Annotated in this window: 19 protein-coding genes; 6 read left to right on the top strand and 13 right to left on the bottom strand. The window is 59.1% G+C overall.

Annotated features, from left to right (window positions below; translation table 11 throughout):
- Window positions 1-5: 5 nt before the first annotated feature.
- The 6 genes from ABDK74_RS04515 to aroB all read right to left on the bottom strand — a co-directional run bounded on the left by ABDK74_RS04515 (window position 6) and on the right by aroB (window position 8,270).
- The gene (locus tag ABDK74_RS04515; protein WP_346002869.1) at window positions 6-818 is read right to left on the bottom strand and encodes an endonuclease/exonuclease/phosphatase family protein; all 813 of its coding nucleotides are present in this window, start codon (window positions 816-818) and stop codon (window positions 6-8) included.
- Window positions 819-865: 47 nt separating this feature from the next.
- Window positions 866-1,549, bottom strand: a complete 684-nt coding sequence (locus tag ABDK74_RS04510) for a carbonic anhydrase (RefSeq protein WP_346002868.1) — start codon at window positions 1,547-1,549, stop codon at window positions 866-868.
- A gap of 117 nt (window positions 1,550-1,666) precedes the next feature.
- Window positions 1,667-4,306 (bottom strand): alanine--tRNA ligase, encoded by a 2,640-nt coding sequence (gene alaS, locus ABDK74_RS04505; RefSeq protein ID WP_346002867.1) that lies wholly within the window; start codon window positions 4,304-4,306, stop codon window positions 1,667-1,669.
- Window positions 4,307-4,388: 82 nt separating this feature from the next.
- Complete coding sequence (locus ABDK74_RS04500; RefSeq protein ID WP_346002866.1) at window positions 4,389-4,952, bottom strand: GtrA family protein; 564 nt, start codon at window positions 4,950-4,952, stop codon at window positions 4,389-4,391.
- A 170-nt stretch (window positions 4,953-5,122) separates the two neighbouring features.
- Window positions 5,123-6,262, bottom strand: a complete 1,140-nt coding sequence (locus ABDK74_RS04495) for an OmpA family protein (RefSeq protein ID WP_346002865.1) — start codon at window positions 6,260-6,262, stop codon at window positions 5,123-5,125.
- Window positions 6,263-6,578: 316 nt separating this feature from the next.
- A complete protein-coding gene (aroB, locus tag ABDK74_RS04490; RefSeq protein WP_346002864.1) occupies window positions 6,579-8,270 on the bottom strand; it encodes a 3-dehydroquinate synthase in 1,692 nt (563 codons plus the stop codon).
- 59 nt (window positions 8,271-8,329) lie between these two features.
- On the opposite strand from aroB, the gene ABDK74_RS04485 reads away from it, so the two are divergent.
- The 3 genes from ABDK74_RS04485 (at window position 8,330) to ABDK74_RS04475 (ending at window position 10,724) form a co-directional block, all read left to right on the top strand.
- Window positions 8,330-8,752 carry a hypothetical protein gene (locus ABDK74_RS04485; protein ID WP_346002863.1) on the top strand — a complete coding sequence of 141 codons (423 nt, stop codon included), beginning with the start codon at window positions 8,330-8,332 and terminating at the stop codon, window positions 8,750-8,752.
- 10 nt (window positions 8,753-8,762) lie between these two features.
- Entirely contained in the window at window positions 8,763-9,686 is a 924-nt protein-coding gene (locus ABDK74_RS04480) for a tyrosine recombinase (RefSeq protein WP_346002862.1), read from the top strand.
- 63 nt (window positions 9,687-9,749) lie between these two features.
- Complete coding sequence (locus tag ABDK74_RS04475; RefSeq protein ID WP_346002861.1) at window positions 9,750-10,724, top strand: acetyl-CoA carboxylase carboxyltransferase subunit alpha; 975 nt, start codon at window positions 9,750-9,752, stop codon at window positions 10,722-10,724.
- Window positions 10,725-10,768: 44 nt separating this feature from the next.
- On the opposite strand, the gene ABDK74_RS04470 is transcribed toward ABDK74_RS04475, so the two are convergent.
- Window positions 10,769-11,539 carry a competence/damage-inducible protein A gene (locus ABDK74_RS04470; RefSeq protein WP_346002860.1) on the bottom strand — a complete coding sequence of 257 codons (771 nt, stop codon included), beginning with the start codon at window positions 11,537-11,539 and terminating at the stop codon, window positions 10,769-10,771.
- A 99-nt stretch (window positions 11,540-11,638) separates the two neighbouring features.
- On the opposite strand from ABDK74_RS04470, the gene ABDK74_RS04465 reads away from it, so the two are divergent.
- Entirely contained in the window at window positions 11,639-12,532 is an 894-nt protein-coding gene (locus ABDK74_RS04465; RefSeq protein ID WP_346002859.1) for an SMP-30/gluconolactonase/LRE family protein, read from the top strand.
- Between the two features lie 14 nt (window positions 12,533-12,546).
- Here ABDK74_RS04465 and ABDK74_RS04460 read toward each other — a convergent pair.
- The 3 genes from ABDK74_RS04460 to ABDK74_RS04450 all read right to left on the bottom strand — a co-directional run bounded on the left by ABDK74_RS04460 (window position 12,547) and on the right by ABDK74_RS04450 (window position 15,558).
- A protein-coding gene (locus tag ABDK74_RS04460; RefSeq protein WP_346002506.1) for an IS5 family transposase occupies window positions 12,547-13,310 on the bottom strand; the annotation gives its coding sequence in 2 pieces (ribosomal slippage) (window positions 12,547-12,977 and window positions 12,977-13,310; 765 coding nt in all).
- 72 nt (window positions 13,311-13,382) lie between these two features.
- Complete coding sequence (locus ABDK74_RS04455) at window positions 13,383-14,387, bottom strand: bifunctional GNAT family N-acetyltransferase/(deoxy)nucleoside triphosphate pyrophosphohydrolase (RefSeq protein WP_346002858.1); 1,005 nt, start codon at window positions 14,385-14,387, stop codon at window positions 13,383-13,385.
- 1 nt (window position 14,388) lies between these two features.
- On the bottom strand, window positions 14,389-15,558 hold the full coding sequence (locus tag ABDK74_RS04450; protein ID WP_346002857.1) for a Rieske 2Fe-2S domain-containing protein: 1,170 nt from the start codon (window positions 15,556-15,558) through the stop codon (window positions 14,389-14,391).
- 484 nt (window positions 15,559-16,042) lie between these two features.
- On the opposite strand from ABDK74_RS04450, the gene ABDK74_RS04445 reads away from it, so the two are divergent.
- Window positions 16,043-18,262, top strand: coding sequence for a TonB-dependent receptor (locus ABDK74_RS04445; RefSeq protein ID WP_408874498.1), 2,220 nt, complete (start codon window positions 16,043-16,045; stop codon window positions 18,260-18,262).
- A 63-nt stretch (window positions 18,263-18,325) separates the two neighbouring features.
- Here the strand turns inward: ABDK74_RS04445 and ABDK74_RS04440 are convergent, their stop codons facing one another.
- Window positions 18,326-19,195: an ATP-binding protein gene (locus ABDK74_RS04440; protein ID WP_346002855.1), complete on the bottom strand. Its 870-nt coding sequence runs from the start codon at window positions 19,193-19,195 to the stop codon at window positions 18,326-18,328.
- Between the two features lie 119 nt (window positions 19,196-19,314).
- Between ABDK74_RS04440 and yajC the strand changes: the two genes are divergently transcribed.
- Window positions 19,315-19,659, top strand: a complete 345-nt coding sequence (gene yajC, locus ABDK74_RS04435; protein WP_194254478.1) for a preprotein translocase subunit YajC — start codon at window positions 19,315-19,317, stop codon at window positions 19,657-19,659.
- 88 nt (window positions 19,660-19,747) lie between these two features.
- On the opposite strand, the gene ABDK74_RS04430 is transcribed toward yajC, so the two are convergent.
- Window positions 19,748-20,356, bottom strand: a complete 609-nt coding sequence (locus ABDK74_RS04430) for a superoxide dismutase (protein ID WP_194254345.1) — start codon at window positions 20,354-20,356, stop codon at window positions 19,748-19,750.
- A 68-nt stretch (window positions 20,357-20,424) separates the two neighbouring features.
- Entirely contained in the window at window positions 20,425-21,297 is an 873-nt protein-coding gene (locus ABDK74_RS04425) for an NAD(P)-dependent oxidoreductase (RefSeq protein ID WP_346002854.1), read from the bottom strand.
- Window positions 21,298-21,307 lie beyond the last annotated feature (10 nt).

Genomic DNA, 21,307 nt, shown 5'->3' with positions numbered 1-21,307 from the left:
CCCCTTCAGGGCATGTCCAGTCGGATTGAAACCGGGCAGTGATCTGAAAGACCCTCAGGGGTCGTATCGTTTTTATATGTCATGACCCGCAGGCTGTTCGGCACGAGCCAGTTCTGTGCCGCATTGCCGAGAAGAATATGGTCGATGAAATATTCGCCGCCCCAGCACGGACTGGCCTTGCCCGCTGTTGTTAGCGTCACCGGCGTTTCAGTCTCGATCTGCTGCATTAGCGGATCATGCAGAGTCAGGCGCCGGTTGAAATCCCCCAGAACGGCATAGGCGTCGCCCTCGTCCTGTCGTTCGAGCATCCAGTCCTGCATGACGCGAACCTGCTGATACAGGGTGGGGCAGGAGTGCTGCCGCTGGTTCAGCGGTTGATCCCAACACCCCGTCTTGAGATGCACGACCAGCAGACGCAGGCTGGCGTGTGCGTCGCTGATGGTGACATCCAGACCACCGCGAAGTTGGTGGGGCGCATCTGGTGCCGCGACATTGAGGGCCGAGAGTTCCTCATTGACCGTCACATGCAGATCGCGACGCACGGCGACGCCCACTCTCTGCACCACCGCATCAGGCGTCAGAAGAATCTGATATGTTTTGGGGTTGAAAACCCGGGAAGCGGCGATCGGGCCGTCCACTTCCTCAAAAGCCACGACATCAGAGTCCAGATGCCGGGAATATGCCGCGAGTTTTGAAAAATCGCGATGCTCTCCACCGGGAACATCGTCCGGCAGTGCTCCATCGCCCGTAGAGCGCAGGGTCAGCCAGTCCATGTTCCAGGTTGAGAGTTTCAGAATATGCGCCGAAGTCGTTTCCATGCTGGCGATCCCTATAAGACCGGCCAGCACGGAAGCAGTGGCCTGTTTCAGGCGGCCTGTCCTTCGGTAACGCGCATTTCCTCAAGCACGCTCTCGACGGTGCGTGTCTTGCGTGTACTCTCATCAATGATGAGGATCTCGCCCTTGGGAATGTCGTAGAACCAGCCCTGCAGCTTCAGTTCGCCCTGTGCCATAGCCCGCACAACGGCAGGATGGGTGCGAAGATGCACAAGCTGAAGCATGACGTTGTATTCGGCGAGGGAACGAATGTCTTCCGATCCGGCATCCTCTGCTTTCAGGTTGCCAAGCGCTGCGCGGGCGGCTTCACCGTGGCGCATCCAGCTCTTGACCGTCGGCAGATTGTCCAGCTTCGGGGAATTCAGATCCATCAGCGCGCCCATGGCGCCACAGTTGGAGTGACCGCAGATGATGACGTTCTTTACCTTGAGCGCGCCAACTGCATATTCGATCGCAGACGACACACCGCCCAGCATTTCGCCATAAGCGGGCACGATATTGCCGACATTGCGTACGATGAACAGCTCACCCGGCTCTGTCTGGGTAATCAGACTTGGGCTGATCCGGCTATCTGCGCAGGTGATGAACAGGGTGGAGGGAGACTGGCTGGAGGCCAGACTCTCAAACAGTTCCGCACTCTCGGGATAAACGTCCGTTTCGAATTTCCGGACGCCGCCCAGCAGTTTCGCCAGAGTATCACGACCACAGGCCATGGTGTTCTCCTTCATCTTGAACTACCGGGCAGTTAGAAGGCTTTGTCAGGACAGGTAAAGCATGATTCCGTCAAACCCATGCTTTGTCACTACACTGACATACCATGATGCGATTGCTTATGCGGCTTCCAATGTCGTGCGCAGCATTGCAAAGACCGCATCCGCATTGGCATCCGGTCCACCGGCCTGAGCCATATCTGGCCGTCCGCCGCCACCTTTGCCACCCATCAGCGCAGATGCTTCACGGACCAGCTTGACCGCATCCAGACGGGCCGTCAGGTCCTTGGTCACGGCAATCACAATACTGCCACGACCATCCGCATTGGACATCAAGGCTACAACGCCGGACCCGATCTGCTGGGAAATGCTCTCTGCCAGCCCCTTGAGTTCTTTGGGGCTGACATCACCGAGATCGCGTGCCGAAAGTGTGATGCCGTTGATGCTCTCGGTCGCGCTCGTGCCTTCGCCGGTCGCCAGTTTGCGCTGAAGATCGGAAACCTGCGACGTCAGGGACTTGCGCTCTTCGAGCAGTGCCGCCACACGGGCAGCCGCGTCGGTGACGGGAACCTTGAGCAGATCCGCAATCTGTTTCAGGCGGCTTTCTGTTTCCAGGGACAGTGCTTCCGCAGCCAGACCACAAACAGCTTCGATCCGACGCACGCCCGCCGAGACACCGCTCTCTGAGACAATACGGAACGGACCGATCTCGCCTACGCGCCCCACATGCGTGCCACCGCAAAGCTCGATGGAATAGGCCGTACGATCGTCATCGCCCTTGCCCATCGAAACCACGCGAACCTCGTCGCCGTATTTTTCGCCAAAGAGCGCCATTGCACCTTCCGCAACGGCTTCGTCCTGCGTCATCAGGCGTGTCTGGACCGGAGCGTTCTCGCGAATGCGGGCATTGACCTCGGCTTCGACTGCGGCAAGTTCCTCATCTGTCAGCGGGCGTGGCTGGCTGATATCGAAACGCAGACGCTCCGGTGCATTCAGGCTGCCTTTCTGCGTGACATGCGTCCCGACCTGACGGCGCAGGGCTTCATGCAGCAGATGGGTCGCGGAATGATGGCCGCGGACCGCCGTGCGGCGGCCGTGATCAATCTCGGCATGAACCGCCATGCCCGGTTTCAGCGTGCCTTCGACAACCTTGCCGTAATGGACGATCAGATCGCCGTTGCGCTTTTGCGTGTCTGTAATCTCGACACGAAGGCCAGCGGCTGTCAGCGTTCCATGATCGCCAACCTGTCCGCCGCTCTCTCCGTAGAACGGCGTCTGGTTCAGCAGAATCGCAACCGTATCATCGCTGGCGGAAGCTGAAGCCAGTTCGTCATTACCACGGAAGATGCCCTGTACTTCCGCATCGGCCTTTTCCGAAACATAGCCGAGGAATTCGCTGGGACCGTGCTTGTCGCGTGCATCAAACCAGACCGTCTCGGCAGCAGTATCACCCGATCCGACCCAGGCTGCACGAGCCCGCTTGCGCTGTTCGGCCATGGCGGTCTCGAAGCCGCTCTCGTCAACCGTACGACCCTTTTCGCGCAGGGCATCCTGCGTCAGATCGAGCGGGAATCCGAACGTGTCATAAAGCTTGAAAGCGACATCGCCGGGAAGGGCTTCAGTCTCTTCCAGGCGGTCCAACTCGTCAGAGAGCAGCGTAAGACCACGCTCCAGAAGAGCCGTGAAGCGTTCTTCTTCGCCCTTCATGGTCTGTGCGATAAGCGCTTGATGCTGGACCAACTCGGGATAGGCCGCGCCCATTTGCTGGATCAGCGCTGGGAGCAGACGATAGAAAACAGGTTCCTTCGCGCCCATCATGTGCAAATGGCGCATGGCGCGACGCATGATACGACGCAGCACATAGCCACGCCCTTCTTTGGACGGCAGTACGCCATCGGCAATCAGGAAAGCGGTAGAGCGCAGGTGGTCGGCGACAACGCGATGGCTCGACTTGAAAGCGCCGTCCGCGTCCTGATGCATCACATCAGCCGAGGCTTCGATAAGCGCACGCATTGTATCGGTATCATAGTTGTCGCGCTTGCCCTGCATGATCGCGGCAAAACGCTCCAGTCCCATGCCCGTATCGATCGAGGGGCGGGGCAGGGAATCGCGCGAACCATCCGGCTGATCGAGAAACTGCATGAACACGAGGTTCCAGATCTCGACGAAACGGTCGCCGTCCTCATCGGGGCTGCCTGGCGGACCACCGAAAACGCTATCCCCGTGGTCGTAGAAAATCTCGGAACACGGACCACATGGTCCCGTATCGCCCATACGCCAGAAGTTGTCGGACGTGCCAATGCGGATGATCCGGTCATCGGACAGACCTGCGATCTTCTTCCAAAGTTGCGCGGCGTCTTCGTCTTCCGCATAGACGGTGGCGAGCAGCTTGTCCTTGGGAAGCCCAAAATCGCGGGTCAGCAGCGTCCAGGCGAACTCAATGGCTTCGGGCTTGAAGTAATCCCCGAAGCTGAAATTTCCCATCATCTCAAAAAACGTATGATGGCGCGCAGTGTAGCCGACATTGTCGAGATCGTTGTGCTTTCCGCCCGCTCGTACGACTTTCTGAGCCGTAGTAGCGCGAGAGTAAGGGCGGGTTTCCTGACCGGTGAAGACGTTCTTGAACGGCACCATGCCAGCATTGGTGAACAGCAGTGTCGGGTCGTTCTGGGGCACGAGAGATGCCGAAGGAACGATGCGGTGGCCCTGTGCACCGAAATATTCGAGAAAGGCCGATCTGATATCGTTGGTGCTGGTCATGATAAGGGAGCGTCAGTTCCGGAAAAGCATGGAAATCGTCTGCCTGTCCTAGACTATTGTCGCGGCCTTGGAAATGCGGCCTTCAGTCATTGCGGTCATGCGCTCTGAGGGTACTATTTTCCAGGCCTGACAGATCGGGTTCGGGTTCCGGTGCTGTGAGTCCGGCGGCAGGGATTTTTACAGCCATCTGGACGAGTTCCAGCGGAGTTTCCGGTGTCTGGGCACGAAAGACGAGGCGTCGCGAAAGATTGAAATTGGCGACCATGCCACACAGCGCGCCCGCTGCCAGTGCCAGTGCTGGAAAATGTAAAGTCAGTGGAACCGTAGCGTAAAGCAGGAAAACCATTCCGCGGTTGAGAAGAAAGCCGAACGAATTCGCCAGCAGGAATCGGAGCCACTGCAGGATCATATGCTGGTTGTCGGCAGCGGATAGCCGGAAAGTCCAGAAGCGGTTGAGACACCAGTTTCCGGTGGCCGCGACGAAGTATGCCGTCAGGGTTGCTGCGACTAGTCCTATTGGCGGGCGCAGCAGCGACACTGTTCCCCAGTCCACAAGAAATCCGAGCGCCCCGACAATCCCAAATCGCAGGAACTGGTCAATGATTTCCGGGCGGCTGCGCGGATAAAAGATACGGCTGCGTCGCAAAGGACCATGTCTCCGATATGTCGGGATGGGGTGGCTCTAGCGTGCCGGGAAAGAAGCATGCAAGGGCGTTCTGTTTTCAGCCTGCATGGCTTCATAAAGAAAAAGGCGCCCCGAAGGGCGCCTTTCTCAGAAACCGAAGTCGAAAACCCCGGCGTCAGATCATGTCTGAATTACTTCAGGATGATTTCGACGCGACGGTTCTGCGGCTCGCGGGTATTCGGGCCAGTCGGCACCAGCGGATTGGACTCGCCGTAGCCGTGGATGTCGATGGCAGCAGCCGGGACACCGTCACGGATCAGTTCAGCCTTCACGCTGGAAGCGCGACGGTTGGACAGGCCAAGGTTGTACTTCACGCCGCGCGGACCCGGGTGAGCAGCAGAGTTATCCGTGTAGCCGTTGACTTCGATGCGCGTCGTCTGGACGTGCGTGGAAGCCTGGGCTGCCTGGGCAACGATCTCACGAGCGCGGCCCGTCAGGTCAGACTTGTCCCAGTCGAAGAACACGAGATACGTGCGAGCCGGGGTCGGAGTGGGGGGAACAACGACCGGAACCGGCGGCGGCGGCGGGGGAGCCGTGTCGAAGGCATAGCGCAGGCCCAGGATGAACTGGTGCGAGAAGCGCTGGTCGAAGTTCACGTTGCCCTTGTGAACGCCGGAAGCGTTGTAGGACGTGGCGCGATACGGACCGTCTGCGAAGGTCTGGCCAATGAAACGGTATTCCGTCGTGACGGCCAGGCCCGGAACATTCGGGATGTCGTAAGCTGCACCGACGATACCCTGGTACGCGAAGCTGCCCTGTGTTCCGCCCATGCGGGTCACATTGCCGTTGTCGTACTGAGTCGTGGTCGGGTTGTAGTGCTGCCACAGGTAGCCAGCGCCAACACCAACGAACGGCGTGACAGGAACGTTCAGGCCGAAATTGGCGAGATCGATGTCATACAGGACATTGACGAGGCCGCCGTAAGCCTGATCGGAGCCACGGGTGGAACCCGTTGCTGCCGTGTGGTTGCGGTGGTTGAGCTGAGAGTAGTTGTACAGACCCTCGACTTCAACGCGCAGACCGTTGCCGAAGCCCCAGCCGAACGCACCGAAACCGGTGAAACCGTCGTGGTGACGGTACTGCGAGCGGGAACCAGCATTGTTGCTCGTTCCATCAGCCTGTGTCGTCGGCGAGAAATGACCGTGCTGGTTCTGGACCAGATTGTACCCACCACCCAGGTCGACATAGGGACCGGTGATCGTGCTGGCCATGGCAAGCGACGGTGCGGCGACCATCGACGTCATGGCAAGGAGTGCCGTGCGGAGACGCATGTTTTCGTCCTCTTAGTGACTAACGTTCGAGCCGTTGGAAAATGCTTTCACCAACGGACCCAGCGCGATGCATAAGCGCATATAGAACTCAGAGTTCCCGGCGACAAAGCCACTCAGGGGGTTCCAGCTCTACTCGGGGAAGGGGAGTGACATAAAAGCCACAATCCATTTCGCCCGCTTCACGATCTACGCCTCGCGTCTACGCTGCCTTAGCTCATGGCTCCAGCAGACGCCAGAGCTTCCCGCAGAAAGCAGCTATGCAAAAGTGGTGGCAAAACAGGTATTTAGTCGAGGTATGACGAAATTTTAACATTCATCACGGACGGCAACCCTCGCGCACAAGCAGGTTACGCACTGTTTCTGCTGGAATTTCGCGGGTGGAGAAGGCGTTTCCAATTCCGCGCAGCAGGACGAACGCAACCTTTCCGTCCTGCATTTTCTTGTCCCGAGTCATGTGGTGCAGAAGTATTTCCGCCGAGAACGAGTCCCTGAACCAGTCAAAGCTCACGGGCATGCCCAGACTGCGCAGATGCCGGTCCAGTCGACTCAGGTCTTCGGCGGGGGCGTAACCCATCTCCACGGAGAGCGCCATGGCCAGATGAATGCCGATCGAAACCGCTTCGCCATGCAGAAGACGCCCGTCATATTCCAGTTCGGCTTCCAGAGCGTGGCCGAAAGTATGCCCGAGATTGAGCAGGGCGCGTCCTCCGACGGAGGCCTGCTCCTTCTCATCAGCAGCCACGACGGCCGCTTTGAAAGCGCATGCGCGACGGACCGCTTCCGCAAGTGATGCGGGTTCACCCGCCAGAACGTTCTGGCCGTAGTTTTCGCACCATGCGAACAGGTCCGGATCTGCAATCAGGCCGGATTTGACGATCTCGGCATACCCGGCGATACGCTGACGGCGTGGAAGAGTGGCCAGAGCGGAGGTGTCCGCCAGAACTGCGACAGGCTGATGGAACGCCCCGATCAGGTTCTTGCCTGCTGCGGCATTGATCCCGGTTTTGCCGCCGACGCTGCTGTCCACCTGCGAAAGCAGTGTCGTGGGGATCTGCACGAAAGGCAGTCCGCGCAGGGCCGTCGCTGCGACGAAACCTGCAAGATCCCCGACCACACCGCCTCCCAGCGCGACGATGGTTGTCTTGCGCTCGATACCCGTGGACAGAAGCCGGTTCATCACGTCTCCATAACAGGCGAGGGATTTGCTTTCCTCGCCGCCCGGAACCGAGATCACATCTGCGCGAATGCCTGTTTCCTCGAAAGACGTCAGCAGGCGCGGCAGATGCAGTTCCGCTACGATTTCGTCAGTAATGACGATCACGCGTTTCTGAGGCAGATGCGGGGCGAGCAGGGCACCGGCACGGGAAATGAGATCGGGCCCGATCACCACGTCATAGCTGTGATGGCTGAGCGCAACATGCACCGTCTCCGGCCTGCGATATTCCTCCAGAACTTCCCGTACCCGATGCACGCCCTGTTCCACGGTCTCGTCTCCACAATCGATAATGATGTCTGCTTCGGCGTAAACCGGATAGCGTAGCCCGACGAGGCGCTCCAGAATTTCGTCAGGGCGTCCCTGAGCCAGAAGCGGTCTTCCCGGGCGGCCTGCAACCCGTTTGATCAGCACATGCACGGGTGCGCGCAGCCAGATCGAGACGGCATGGCGACGGACCAACCGACGGGTCTGGGCATCCATCCACGCCCCACCACCCGTCGCAAGAATGCAGGGCGGCCCGTCAAGAAGGCGCTGGATGACGCGCCGTTCCCCGTCCCGGAATGCGGCTTCGCCATGTCGTGCGAAGATTTCGGGAATCGAGCATCCGGCAGCGCGTTCAATTTCGACGTCGGCATCTACGAAGGGCAGGCCGCAGATCTGGGCAAGGCGCCGCCCGATGGTGGTTTTGCCAGCCCCCATCATCCCGACAAGGACGACCGTGCGTGACGGTACGCCGTCGGATGAGAAAAAGGGTTCCGGCTTGGCTGAAAGGGAGAAAGGCAGGCGTGACATGCTCTGCTACCTATCATAGGAGAAGGGGCACGTCCTGTCCTCACTTCGAGACCTTTTTTATGGCCAATATTGATCGTTCCATTTTCCGTCTGCCGTTCATCGGCGGAGCTGTCGCCGTCCTTCTCGTTCTGGGCGCTGGTGGAGCGTTCCTGCGTCTGGGCATGACTGCTACTCCGCCACAGCAGACCATGGCGCACAAAGACCTGTCGGGCGCGGCCTTCGCGAGTTCCGCTGCACCGCAGGCCGAGCTGCCCGCCATGCCGCCCGTGCCGACAACCCAGAACGCTGTTCAGACGACGGCCCAGACACCTGCGGCTCCTGTCGTCGCATCAGGCACGACTCCAGCGGCTCCAGCTGCCGCCTCCGCCGCCGCGCCCCTGACCCCTTCGACGCCGCTCCCGACGATGCCGGCTCCCAAGGCCGCCCCAGCCCAGTCCGTGCCTGCGGCTCCGGTCGCACCAGCTTCCGCTTCCGGGCACTGACCAACCCTTCATGCCGCGCTCCGGTGACAGCAGACATGTCGAGGCCTTCCTTGAGATGCTGGCTGCAGAGCGTGGTGCGGCGCTGAAAACCCGGCAGGCTTATGCTTCCGATCTTGCCGATTTTGCGGCACACTGCGCACCTGTAGCCCTCTGCGACGCGCAGGGGAGAGAGGTTCAGTCCTATCTGGCCGAACTGTCCCGTGCCGGTCTGGCAGCACGGACCGCAGCGCGTCGACTGTCCTGCCTGCGTCAGTTCTATCGTTTCCTGATGCTCGAATCGGTGCGTGAGGATGACCCGACCGAGCGGCAGCAGGCTCCGAAGATCGCGTCTTCCCTGCCCAGACCGCTCGACGAGGCGGAAATCCGCCTTCTGCTCGACACCGGCACACGAGGACACGAAAACGAACGTCGGGACATCGTCTCCCGTGCTGCGCTGGAACTGCTTTACACGACCGGGCTGCGCATTTCCGAACTGCTCGCTTTGCCTGCGACCTGTGTGCATGTGCGCGGCCCGATGCTGCTGGTACGCGGCAAGGGCGGGCGGGAACGTCTGGTGCCTCTGTCCCGGAGCGCGCGAGAGGCTGCCGACCAGCTTGTGCATTTCGACAGGGATGTGGCCAGTCCGTGGCTTTTTCCAGGACGCAATCCGCAAAAATCGCTCACGCGACAGGGATTCGACAAGATTCTGCTCGCCTGTGCCCTCAAGGCCGGGCTGGACCCCGATCGCGTCAGTCCGCATGTTTTGAGGCACTCTTTTGCCAGCCATCTTCTCGCGCATGGTGCCGATCTGAGGGCACTTCAGATGCTGCTGGGGCACGCGGATATCGCTACCACTCAGATCTATACGCAGGTCATGTCGGAGCGTCTGCGACAGGCGGTGAGCGCGCATCATCCGCTCGCCCGCAAAGGTGCGTCTGAGGTTGCGGAAGACTGACAGGATCATTCCGCATGTCGCAGGGACTGTTTCCCGACGCACAGGCGTGCTATCGGGCAGGCCATGCGCCAATTCCTAGATTTCGAGAAGTCGGTCGCCGAACTCGAGACCAAAATCGACGAACTCCGCCAGATGGGCAGCCAGGGCAAGGCCTCAGGCACCAGCGGCATCAATATCGATGACGAGATTGCCCGTCTGTCCGACAAGGCCGACAAGCAGCTCCGCTCGACCTATTCCAAGCTGACGCCGCTGCAGAAAGTGCAGGTGGCCCGTCACGCCCAGCGCCCCAAAGCACTGGACTACGTGCGTCTGCTGACGACGGACTACACGCCGTTGTCCGGCGACCGCGCCTTCGGTGATGATGACGCCATGATCGGTGGTCTGGCCCGTTTCCGTGGCGAGCCGGTTGTCGTTGTCGGTACCGAGCGCGGTCACGACACAGAGACGCGCCTGAAGCACAATTTCGGTATGGCCCGTCCTGAAGGTTACCGTAAGGCACAGCGCCTGATCGAAATGGCCGGACGCTTCGGGCTGCCGGTCCTGAGTTTCATCGACACTGCCGGTGCATGGCCCGGAATCGACGCTGAAGCGCGCGGACAGGCTCAGGCCATCGCGAAGTCGATTGATGTGTGCCTCAAAGCCCCGGTACCTTTGATCGTGACGGTGATCGGCGAGGGCGGCTCCGGCGGTGCCATTGCCATCGGCGCGGGTGATCGCATCCTGATGCTCGAACACTCGATCTATTCCGTGATTTCGCCGGAAGCTGCGGCCTCCATCTTGTGGCGTGATCCGAAGCTGGCTCCAGCCGCAGCCGAAGCGCTCAAGCTGACGGCGCAGGACCTTCAGTCCCTCGGCGTGATCGACCGGATCGTTCCTGAGCCCATCGGTGGAGCCCAGCGTGCGCCGGAAGAGGCCGTCAAGGCGATCGGAAATGCGATTTTCGAAGAACTCGAATCCCTCAAGGGACTTACGGGCCCGGCGTTGATCCAGAAGCGTCGGGACAAGTTCCTGTCCATGACCCGCGCTCCTCTGCACTGAGGCGTTCCTGAAAGCCGCTGCTCCTTCGCAGCGGCTTTTGTTTTTCAGACTGTCTGTCTGTGCGGCGGTTCACCCGCCAACGGCTCGCGTCCATGCGCCATGATGAGATCATGGATCGCCTGTGCGGCTTTCCCGACGATCGCGCTGTCATATCCCTTGGCCACGAGTGCCACGCCACTTGCGCCGTCTGGCAGGTGATAAGGGTAGGAGCCGAGATCAATCGTCGGAAAGCCCTCCTGCAACGTGGCCAGATCAGAGGCGAAATCACCTTCTTTCAGTCCCGCGGCATGCCAGCTTGCGGAAACGAGGGGAGCGCCTTTTTCCATCTGTGGGACCAGCCATGCGACCATGGATGCAAAGATCGACGGCACTCCGGCCATCACATGCACATTGCCGATGCTGAAGCCGGGTGCCACGGACACCGTGTTGAGGATGGGAGTAGAGCCTTCCGGCAGATAGGCCATGCGCTGTCGGGCCGCGTTGAAGCGATCTGCCCCAAGCGCCGCCTCCAGCAGGCGGAAACTTTCTGCATGGCGGACCAGGGGGGCGCCCATAGCGGTGGCCACGCATTCCGCCGTGATGTCGTCATGCGTCGGCCCGATTCCGCCTGACGTGAACACGATATCGAAAGTCCCGCTGCATTCGCGGACCGTGCGGATGATCCGTTCTGCAATGTCGGGAATGACCCGGACTTCCATGAGCCGGATGCCCTGCGCGTTGAGCGCCTGAGCCAGAACGCGGGTATTGGCATCCTGTGTGCGTCCTGAGAGGATCTCGTTGCCGATGACGAGAAAACAGGCAGTTTTTTGAAGCATGTGTCCGCTCCTGATAGTCTTCGCGACAGAACGTAACGGCTCGTCCCGCGTTGTCGAGAACAAACCTATTCTGAATTCTGGTTTTCATCAGGAGGAACCATGACAACCAACCCGCTTCATCAGCCAGAATGCCTTCTGGACCTGCGTGCGACACTGGGGGAAGGTCCGGTCTGGATTTCCGGCGAAAAATCGCTTTATTTTGTCGATATTCCAGAGGCGAAAATTCATCGCTTTACACCCGGGACCGGCGCGCACGAAAGCTGGAGCGCGCCGGATCGCGTGGCTTTTCTGCTACCGGTCGAAGATGGGACGTTTCTGGCCGGTATGCCTGACGGACTGCGCCGTTTTGATCCGAAGAATGGCACTTTTTCCGATCACAAACTTGTCGAACCTGAAAAAACCGGTAACCGCCTGAATGATGGCTGTGTCGACCCGCAGGGACGCCTCTGGTTCGGCACTATGGATGATGGCGAGGAGCAGCCTTCCGGCTCGATCTATCGCGTTGTGCATGAAGGAAGCGGCCTGAACATAACCCATCATGATGAAGGCTATACTGTCTCCAATGGTCCTGCTGTTTCCCCGTGCGGAAAGACGCTTTACGTCTGCGACAGCCCGGAACAGACGATTTATGCTTTCGACATTCAGCCCGATGGCGAACTTGCGAACGAGCGGGTTTTTGCACGACTGGAACAGGGATATCCTGACGGGATCGTGACTGATAGCGAGGGCACGCTCTGGTGCGGCGTGTGGGGTGGTTCGCGGGTGGTACGCTTCAGGCCGGATGGCACGGCACTGTCGTCCATTTCCATGTCGGTTACAAACGTGACCAAGGTGGCTTTTGGAGGAGACGACCTGAAGACCGTCTTCGTGACAACGGCCCGCAAGGGACTGGATGCTGAAACGCTGGCGAAGGAGCCGCAGGCCGGTTCGCTGTTCGTGTTCCGCACGGATGTTGCGGGGGCGCCCCAGCAGGTTTTCCGTCTGAACGACTGACCTAGGCTCAGGACTCATTCTTTGAGGTAGAAGATGAAGGTTGCTGCGATATGGATTGCGGACATGAAGATATGAGCGCATCGGTCGTATCTGGTCGCAATACGTCGCCAGTCTTTGAGTTTCGCGAACATGTTTTCGATGAGGTGGCGCTTTTTATACAGATGCCAGTCGTAAGGCAGCTTTGATTTCCGGTTCTTTTTCGGGGGAATACAGGCAGTGATATTGCGTTCTGCAAGCGATAACCTGATCCGGTTGCTGTCATAGCCTCTGTCCCCGATGACTTCTTCTGTCTCTTCGGGGAGATCTGCCAGCAGCACGTCTGCGCCTTTGAAGTCACTGACTTGTCCTGCTGTCAGATAGAGGCGAACAGGCCTGCCCTGACTATCGCACACGGCATGGAGTTTTGAGTTCAGGCCGCCTTTTGTCCGTCCGATATGGCGGGGAAAAGCCCCTTTTTGAGTAGAGACGCCGCCGTTCTGTGTGCCTTGAGGTGTGTTGCATCGATCATCAGGCGCTTTGAACGGCCAGCCTGTTCTGTCAGGGCGACAAAGATCCGGTCGAAGACACCCAGGCGGCTCCAGCGAATAAAACGATTGTATAAAGTCTTGTGCGGGCCATACGCTTTCGGAGCGTCTTTCCACTGAAGCCCGTTGCGGATCACGTAAACGATTCCGCTCAAAACACGCCGGTCATCCACACGGGGCACTCCATGCGGCAGAGGAAAAAACGGCTCAATCCGCTCCATCTGGCGTTCAGACAGCAAAAATACGTCACTCACAGCCTTACCTCCATCGGTAAGCCTGTGAATCACAACGTCTCGCTCAGTTCAATATTTTAATAGGTCCTGAGCCTAGCCCAGAAGCTCCTGCAAAAGCGGGATCAGGGGCAGGTCTGGATCTGGCATGGGATAGCGGCCCAGATCCGATGCTGGAACCCATTCCAGGGTCTGACCTTCGCGCGGGGTGGGGACACCCCGCCAGCGGCGCACGACATAAAGCGGCATCAGCAGATGAAACGGCCCGGCATTTTCGCTGACGAACGTGAACGGTGCCAGACAGGAGCCGGTCAGATCGAGGCCAAGTTCCTCGCGCATTTCCCGGATCAATGCCTGCTCTGGCGTTTCCTCGCGCTCAACTTTGCCGCCGGGAAACTCCCATAGGCCCGCGAGGCGTTTGCCTTCCGGTCTTTTGGCAAGAAGAATTCGTCCCTGTGTGTCCAGAAGGGCGGCTGCCACGACCAACAGCGTCCGCGACTTAGGTGCCTCCACAACGACAGGAGTCACTTTGGCCTGCTGCACGGGAGCCTCAATCGGCTTTTGCACTTCCGAAAGAAACGCCGTCCGGGGGAGTTCGAGCAGATCGATCGGACAATCCTGCCCGCGTGACACGAAGCGTCGACTGGATATGCCTGTTTTTGTAAAACCGAGCTTGCCCAGAACGGCCAGAGACGCGGCATTATCCTGCGCCGCGTCTGCTGTGATTTTCTCCAGACGTAGAACTGTCAGTCCCCATTCGATCACGCGCCGGGCCGCCTGAGTGGTCAGTCCCTGTCCCCAAGCGCTCGGAGCCAGCCAGTATCCCAGCGAGCCGGACCGCCGGTCCTCGGACAGAACGAGGCCGATTGCGCCCAGAAGCGATCCATCACGGGTAATGGCAAAATGATGGGCACTGCCCTGCGCACTGTCATGGCGCGTGGAATCGATCCACTGTTCCGCCAAATCGCGCGGGTAAGGAAAGGGCAGGCGACTGAGCATCCGCACGACGCTCCAGTCATTGATCAGACGATGGACGGCCGGGGCATCCTCCGGCTGCAGGGCGCGCAGAACGAGGCACCCTGCTTTGAGTTCAGGTGTCATATCAGGATTGTGGAGCCTGCTGCTCTGTAGGTTTGTCGGTAGGAACGCCACATCGGGCGAGAAGTCGGCGCAGCATGTTGATGACCGGGAAGACTTCCTGGTTGCGGTCGCCACCCTGCTCGTTCCACGCCGCCTGTTCCAGTTCCACAATGTCACGGTCTTCTTTGAAAATCCGCTCTGTAAATGCGATGAGGAACGGCCAGGCAATGTCCAGAACCAGCTTCGCCTTGGGGCGACGGATCGAGAGCAGTCCGAAGACGCGGCAGGTCTTCTGTTCCGCATCCTGCGGGACATAGACGATCCACAGATCCATGACCGGCGGTTCATCACCCGTGGCGATGCGCAGCGTTTGGTACGGATATTCAGTCCGGATCGTCATGACGTCTTTATGGGCGTATTTTTCGCTCGCATCCCGGCGCTCGCCGAAAATGAACGTCTCACCCCAGGGCTGCTTGCCGCCGGTCCGGGCAAAGCTGTAGCGCGCCTCGACCAGCGTTGGCTCATCTCGTCCGCCCAGAAAGCGCGGTTTCATCTGGCCCATCTGCTTCATGTGCATGAACTGATGGTTCATATCCATCAGGTTTTCATGCATGAAACTGTAATGGCACGCGACCGTCTCGCCGAAGCGGCGTGTCTTGTATTCGGGATTGCCGACCGATCCCATCTGCGGAAACGGCACGCTCTCGGCTTTCGCGGGATCACCCGGGAAAATGAAGATCAACCCGCCTTCCTCGCGGCACGGATAGGTCCGCACGCCGTTTGGCAGCTTGCCCTTGCCCAGATATGGGACGTCAATGCAGCGCCCGGAGCGTCCGTAGGCCCAGCCGTGATAACAGCACTGAACCGCTTCACCGCTGACTTTGCCCAGACTCAGTGGCACCTGACGATGTGCGCAGCGGTCTTCCAGCGCGAATACGCTGCCGTCCATCGGGCGTACAAGCGCGATCGGCTGTCCGGCATAGCGCGTGCCAATGGTCTTGCCGCGCTTGAGTTCACGCGACCACGCCACCGGATACCAGTAGTCGGGGTTGGACAGGACGCGCCGTAGATCTCCTGTCTTGCGAACCACATCCTCCACAGGAGAATATTCGCCGATATTCGGGTCGATCACCCGGTCCGTGTCCGAAGGAGAGTTTTCGGCAGCAGAAGAGACAGAAAGCGTCTGCGACATGAGTATCCTGATCCGTGATGAAACCGCGACATCGTCTTGCTGGAGACAAACCTAACAGGCAAAGCCCCACCACAGGAAGCGATCATTCACTCTCACAGAGCGCGTCTTTCCCGCAACATGCGGCACAAAAACCACCTTTTTCGTGTCATTGAAACATCATCTAGCAATGCTGGCGCTTTTCGCGGTGTGCAGGCACGTTTAGGACACCGCTTCCCAAAGTTTATAAAACCCAGATTCCGGAGTTTCGTCCACGGTGCGAACCAGATCCCTGCTGCTGTCCTCAATCGCACTGTTTGCAGTCCGCCAGTCCGCTCTGGCGGCTGGGCATCAGCCTCTTCCGGTAGGCGATGATGCTTCGCCGGTTTCGGTGTCCGCGCATCCGGCGAAACATCATGCTTCGAAAGCTTCTCCGAAAGCCGTTTCCGCTGCACCTGTACGGAATGGTGCGGATCGGCCCAAACCCATCCGTCGCAAGACCGAGGCTCTGGAATCCCGCGCGACCGAAAGCGTCGCCGTTACGGGGCGGCAACTGACCGGGCGCGATGCCGAACAGGCTGTCTCCAAAGCCATCATGCGGCAGTACGTCCCCGGAACCAGCGCTTATAAGATGCTGGATCGTACGCCGGGCGTAAGCTTCACCTCCACCGATCCGTTCGGTATCGACAGCTTCGGCGCCAATCTTTACGTCCGCGGCTTCTTCATGAACCAGATGGGTGTGACGGTTGATGGCGTTCCCCTGAACGACCAGACCTACCAGTCCGTCAGCGGCATGAGCCTCGCCTCAGCCATCATTCCCGATGACATCCAGTCCATGCGCATGTCGCAGGGCGCAGGATCTGTTGAACTGCCTTCCATGAACACGCTGGGCGGGACGATCCAGATCGGTTCCTCGGACCCCGATGACAAACGGGGCGGCAAGGTGAGCCAGTCTTTTGGCAGCTATGGCTCCTACCGTACCTATGTCCGTTTGGATTCCGGAAAGCTGAACCAGACCGGCACGAAGCTCTACACCTCCTATGCGCGAACCGACGAGGGCATGTGGATGGGGAGCGGCGACCAGTTCATGCAACAGGTCGATGCCAAGCTCGTGCAGCCGATCAACGAACGCAGCCGCATGTCCGCTTTCTTCAACTGGTCCAGCCTTGCCCAGTGGAACTATCCCGATACGTCCATCGGTATTCTGAAGAATCTCGGTTGGCGCACGCCACATCTTTATCCAAATTACGGTCTGGCTTACGGCATCGCCAACGGCACGCGTCCTTACCCGGCGGGTTATAACAGCGTTCCCGGCATCGATGGCTCTAATATTGCCATGTATGATGGTGGTCAGGCCGAAACCAATTACATGGGGGGGCTGCATTTCGACCTTGCTCTCACCGACCATCTAACCTGGAATACCACGCTCTACGGCCACAGCCAGACGGGCTATTATAGCTATACCGACAGCGATCCGGCCGATCAGGTCGAGGGGGGCGCTCCGCTGTCCGAAGAAGTCTGGCAGAACCGTCAGGAGCGTTATGGTTTCGATACCAGCCTGCGTTACAAATGGGGCCGTCATACGATTGAGGGCGGTGTCTGGTATGAAAACAACAACCAGCAAGCCGGTGTTTTCAACTATCGTCAGCCCATTCTGGGGCAGGGCGCACCGCTCAAGGCTGTCGGGCCTTATGACGTTTATGGCCCAGCCTATCTGCAGGGTTATAACTTCCAGTGGAACACCAACGTCATGCAGTTTCACCTTCAGGACAGCATCCAGCTGGCTGAAGGTCTGACGTTGCATGCCGGTTTCAAATCCATGACTGCCACCACATCCGGCGGTGCGCAGTATAATAATTCCGACTGGACGGGTGCCGATGCGCTGCCTAACGGGTCGCTTACGGCGTCTCAGGCCTTCCTGCCACATGTCAATCTGGACTGGCACATCAACCGTCACCACGAGATCTATGTCGACGTGGCCGAAAACATGCGCGCCTACGAGGTCTCGGCCTATGGCGTCGCGAACTCGGTCTATTCCGTGCAGGATCAGGCGACGTTCCAGGCCCAGAAGAAGTCTCTCGAACCGTCAAAGGCCTGGGTCTATCTTGGTGGTTATCGCTATTCGTCGAAGCTGCTTCAGGTGAACGCGACGGTCTATCACGCCAGCCTGATCCATCCGATTCTGGCCGCTGCCGTGGGCTCCCTGACCAATCCTGTTTCGCAGGTCATTGATTTCGGCCATATCTCCATGACGGGTGCGAATGGCGACATCACCATCACTCCCATCGACGGTCTGAGTATCAGCAACAACCTGAGCTACAACAAGGGTACCTACGACCGGAACGTCGATACGGTTGGCGGCTATTACGCGCTGGCGGGCAAGAATATCGTCAACTACCCGGCATGGATGTACAAGACCTCCGTCGCCTATAGCTGGAAGGGCATGACGGCGCATTTTGATGCGAACTACTACAGCCGCCGTTACTATAGCTTCATGAACGACACGTCGATTGGCGGATACTGGCTGGCCAATGCTGGTGCCCAGTACCGTTTCGGCAAGCTCAGCGTTCTCAAGGACGTCACGGCGAGCTTCAACGTCTATAATCTGTTCAACACCAAATACATCTCCATGATGGGTGAGAACGATAACCCTGCAGTGGGCGACTACCAGTCCATGGAACGCGGCCCCGTCCGCGAATTCTTCGGCACAGTCAGCGCCTCGTTCTAAGTTTGGATCATAAAAAAGGCGGGGTTTAATCCCCGCCTTTTTTATGACGGGGTGGATCCGTTTTCAGTGCTGCGGAATACCTAGTTCCGCAGCCAGGTCGCTGATGAACTGCGATGCCACGCGGCCGGACCGGCTGCCGCGTGCCATGGCCCATTGCAGTGCTTTACGGCGGAGTTCATCGCGCGGAACCGGCAGTTTGTAATAAGCTGCGTAAGCCTCCACGATCGTCAGATAATCATCCTGCGTGGCACCATACAGCCCGATCCAAAGGCCGAACCGGTCCGAAAGCGAGACTTTCTCCTCGATTGCCTCGGATGGGTTGATCGCGCTGCCCGTCTCGTTCTCGATCATGTCCCGCGGCATCAGATGTCGCCGGTTCGACGTCGCATAGATCAGGACGTTCTCGGGTCGACCGCCAATGCCGCCGTCGAGCACGGATTTGAGAGATTTGTAATCCGCATCTTGGCTCTCGAAGGACAGGTCATCGCAAAACAGGATGCAGCGGCGCTTTGTCGTGCGCAGAACGGCTAGGAGCTTGGGCAGAGAGGAAAGTTCGTCACGCTGGATCTCGATCAGCGCCAGCGTCCCGCCGCTCTTCGCCCGCTGCTCCTCGTTCACAGCCGCGACGGACGCTTTCACCAATGAGGACTTCCCCATCCCGCGCGCCCCCCACAGCATGACATTGTTGGCGCTGAATCCTTCGGCAAAATGCCGTGTATTGGCCATTACCTGATCCATCTGCCGTTTCACGCCCTGCAACAGCGATAGCGGCACGCCCGAAACCTTCTCCACCGGCGTCAGAACACCCAATGCGGCCTGCCACAGAAAGGCATCATGTTTGTGCAGGATATCCGCACTTGGCGGGGGCGGGCTCATACGCTCCAGACTGGCGGCAATACGTTCGAGAGCGCTGAGCAGGGCGTGGTCGGTCATGGAAAACGGTTCCGGGCTGAAAGGAGTTGAGATCAAAAGACATCGGCGCCACGCTTGACGGGCAGCCCCCGGACGATATGGTCCCCGCCAGCTTCACTCAAGACTGGACCTTTACATCCATGAGCAGTCTGTTCATTTCTTCCGCCCAGGCCGCCGATGGTGGTGGTCTGCTCTCCAATCCGCAGGTGCTTCAGTTCGCCCCGATGATTTTCATCTTCGTGGTGTTCTATTTCCTGCTGATCCGCCCGCAGCAGCAGCGTGCCCGCAAGCTCCGTGACGAGCAGGGCTCCCTGCGTCGCGGTGACCGGATTGTGACGGCAGGCGGTATCGTCGGTGTCGTGCAGGCAACCCGCGATGACAGCGACGAAGTGGATGTCGAAATCGCACAGGGTGTGCGCGTAAAGATTGTCCGCAGCACGATCACGAACATTACATCGCGTGAAAAGCCAGCCAGCGATTCCTGAACTGGAATTTTTAGGCCCGGTACATGAAAAAAGCCCCGTCCGGACAGCCGGACGGGGCTTTTTTTGATCCGAGTGAACCCGAAAGGAATCAGGCAGACTTCAGTTCAGCTTCCGCAAACTCGTAGTTGGCGAGCTTGTCCAGATAGTTCGTGACATAGTCCGGACGACGATTGCGGAAATCGAGGTAGTAGGCGTGCTCCCACACATCGAGACCCAGCAGCGCCTTGCCCTGACCTTCGGCCAGCGGGTTGGAGCCATTTGCCGTTTTCGTCACGGCAAGCTTGCCGGACTTGTCGAGCACCAGCCACGCCCAGCCCGAACCAAACTGCGTCGTGGCAGCCTGCTTGAAGAGCTTCTTGAATTCTTCAACGGAACCGAAGTCTTCAGCAATCTTCGTTTCCAGGCTGGTCGGAATCTTGCCGCCCTTCGGAGACAGATTCTTCCAGAACAGAACGTGGTTCCAGTGCTGGCCCGCGTTGTTGAACACCGGAGCGATTTCGGGCTTGCCGTAGGAGAACGTGATGATCTCCTCAAGCGTCTTGCCAGCGAGTTCCGGCTTGCTTTCCACGAAACCGTTCAGGGCCGTGACATAGGCCTGATGGTGCTTGTCGTGGTGCAGTTCCAGCGTTTCCTGGCACATGCCAGCACCGGCAAGGGCGTTTTCTGCGTAGGGCAGGGGGGGAAGTTCGAAAGCCATGATGTCACTCCTTGGCAGAATAAAACGAGGTGACCGTCCTCAGGGACGGCTGCTCCCGCATATCGTTCTCATTTATGGGGAAGATTGGCAACGCTGTGTTCCATCGCACCGATGAGAGCCGAGTAATCCTCATCCGCATGCAGACGGTTTGAGAGGGCCAGCGCCTGATCGGCGACGGCCATGCCCGGCATGAACGCGCCGACCTTGCGACCGGCATCCAGCAGAAGTCCCATATCCTTGGACATGAGACGGGTCGGGAACTGGGAAGGAAATTCCCGGTTCTGGCCCATCTTCAGTTTGCGCTTGTGATGCGGGCTGACGACGGCCACCTGCTGTAGCGTCTCGAACACGACATCACGGTCCAGCCCGGCGGCAAGCCCGTAGGATACGCCTTCGGCCACGATGTTGAGCGTGGCCCCCATCACTCCGTTCACAACCAGTTTCAGCCGTGCAGCAGAACCTGCGGGGCCAGCATGGATCGTCAGCTTGCCGATAACGTCCAGAACCGGCTGTGCCCGTTTCACGACGGCCTCGTCGCCGCCCACAAGCATGACCAGGTCGCCGCTCTCGGCTTCAGGCGTGCTGCCGGACATAGGTGCATCGAGCAGGGAAAACCCATGTTCAATGGCAAGTTTTGCAAAGTCGTCCGCCTGATCCGGTGAGACGGTGGACGTATCGAGGACGAGTTTCTCCGCGGTCAGAGCAGCAAGTGCTCCGTTCTCGCCGTGCAGGGACTGATTTTCCGCTGCATCGTTCGGCACGCAGAAAATGATAATCTCGGCCGCTTCGGCAATCGCACGGGGTGAGGACAGCATTTCCGTCTCATCCTTGCCCCCCGAAGGCGCGAACGCCACCACCGGATAGCCGGCCTTTCGCAGATTTGCGCCCATACGCTGGGCCATCGCTCCGTAGCCGATAAAACCGATTTTAGGACGGGGCATGGATACTGGC

The organism is Gluconobacter sp. OJB (genome assembly GCF_039638275.1).
GTDB classification, from domain to species: domain Bacteria; phylum Pseudomonadota; class Alphaproteobacteria; order Acetobacterales; family Acetobacteraceae; genus Gluconobacter; species Gluconobacter cerevisiae.
The sequence above is the reverse complement of the archived record's forward strand: the minus strand, read 5'-3'. Positions and strand labels throughout refer to the sequence as shown.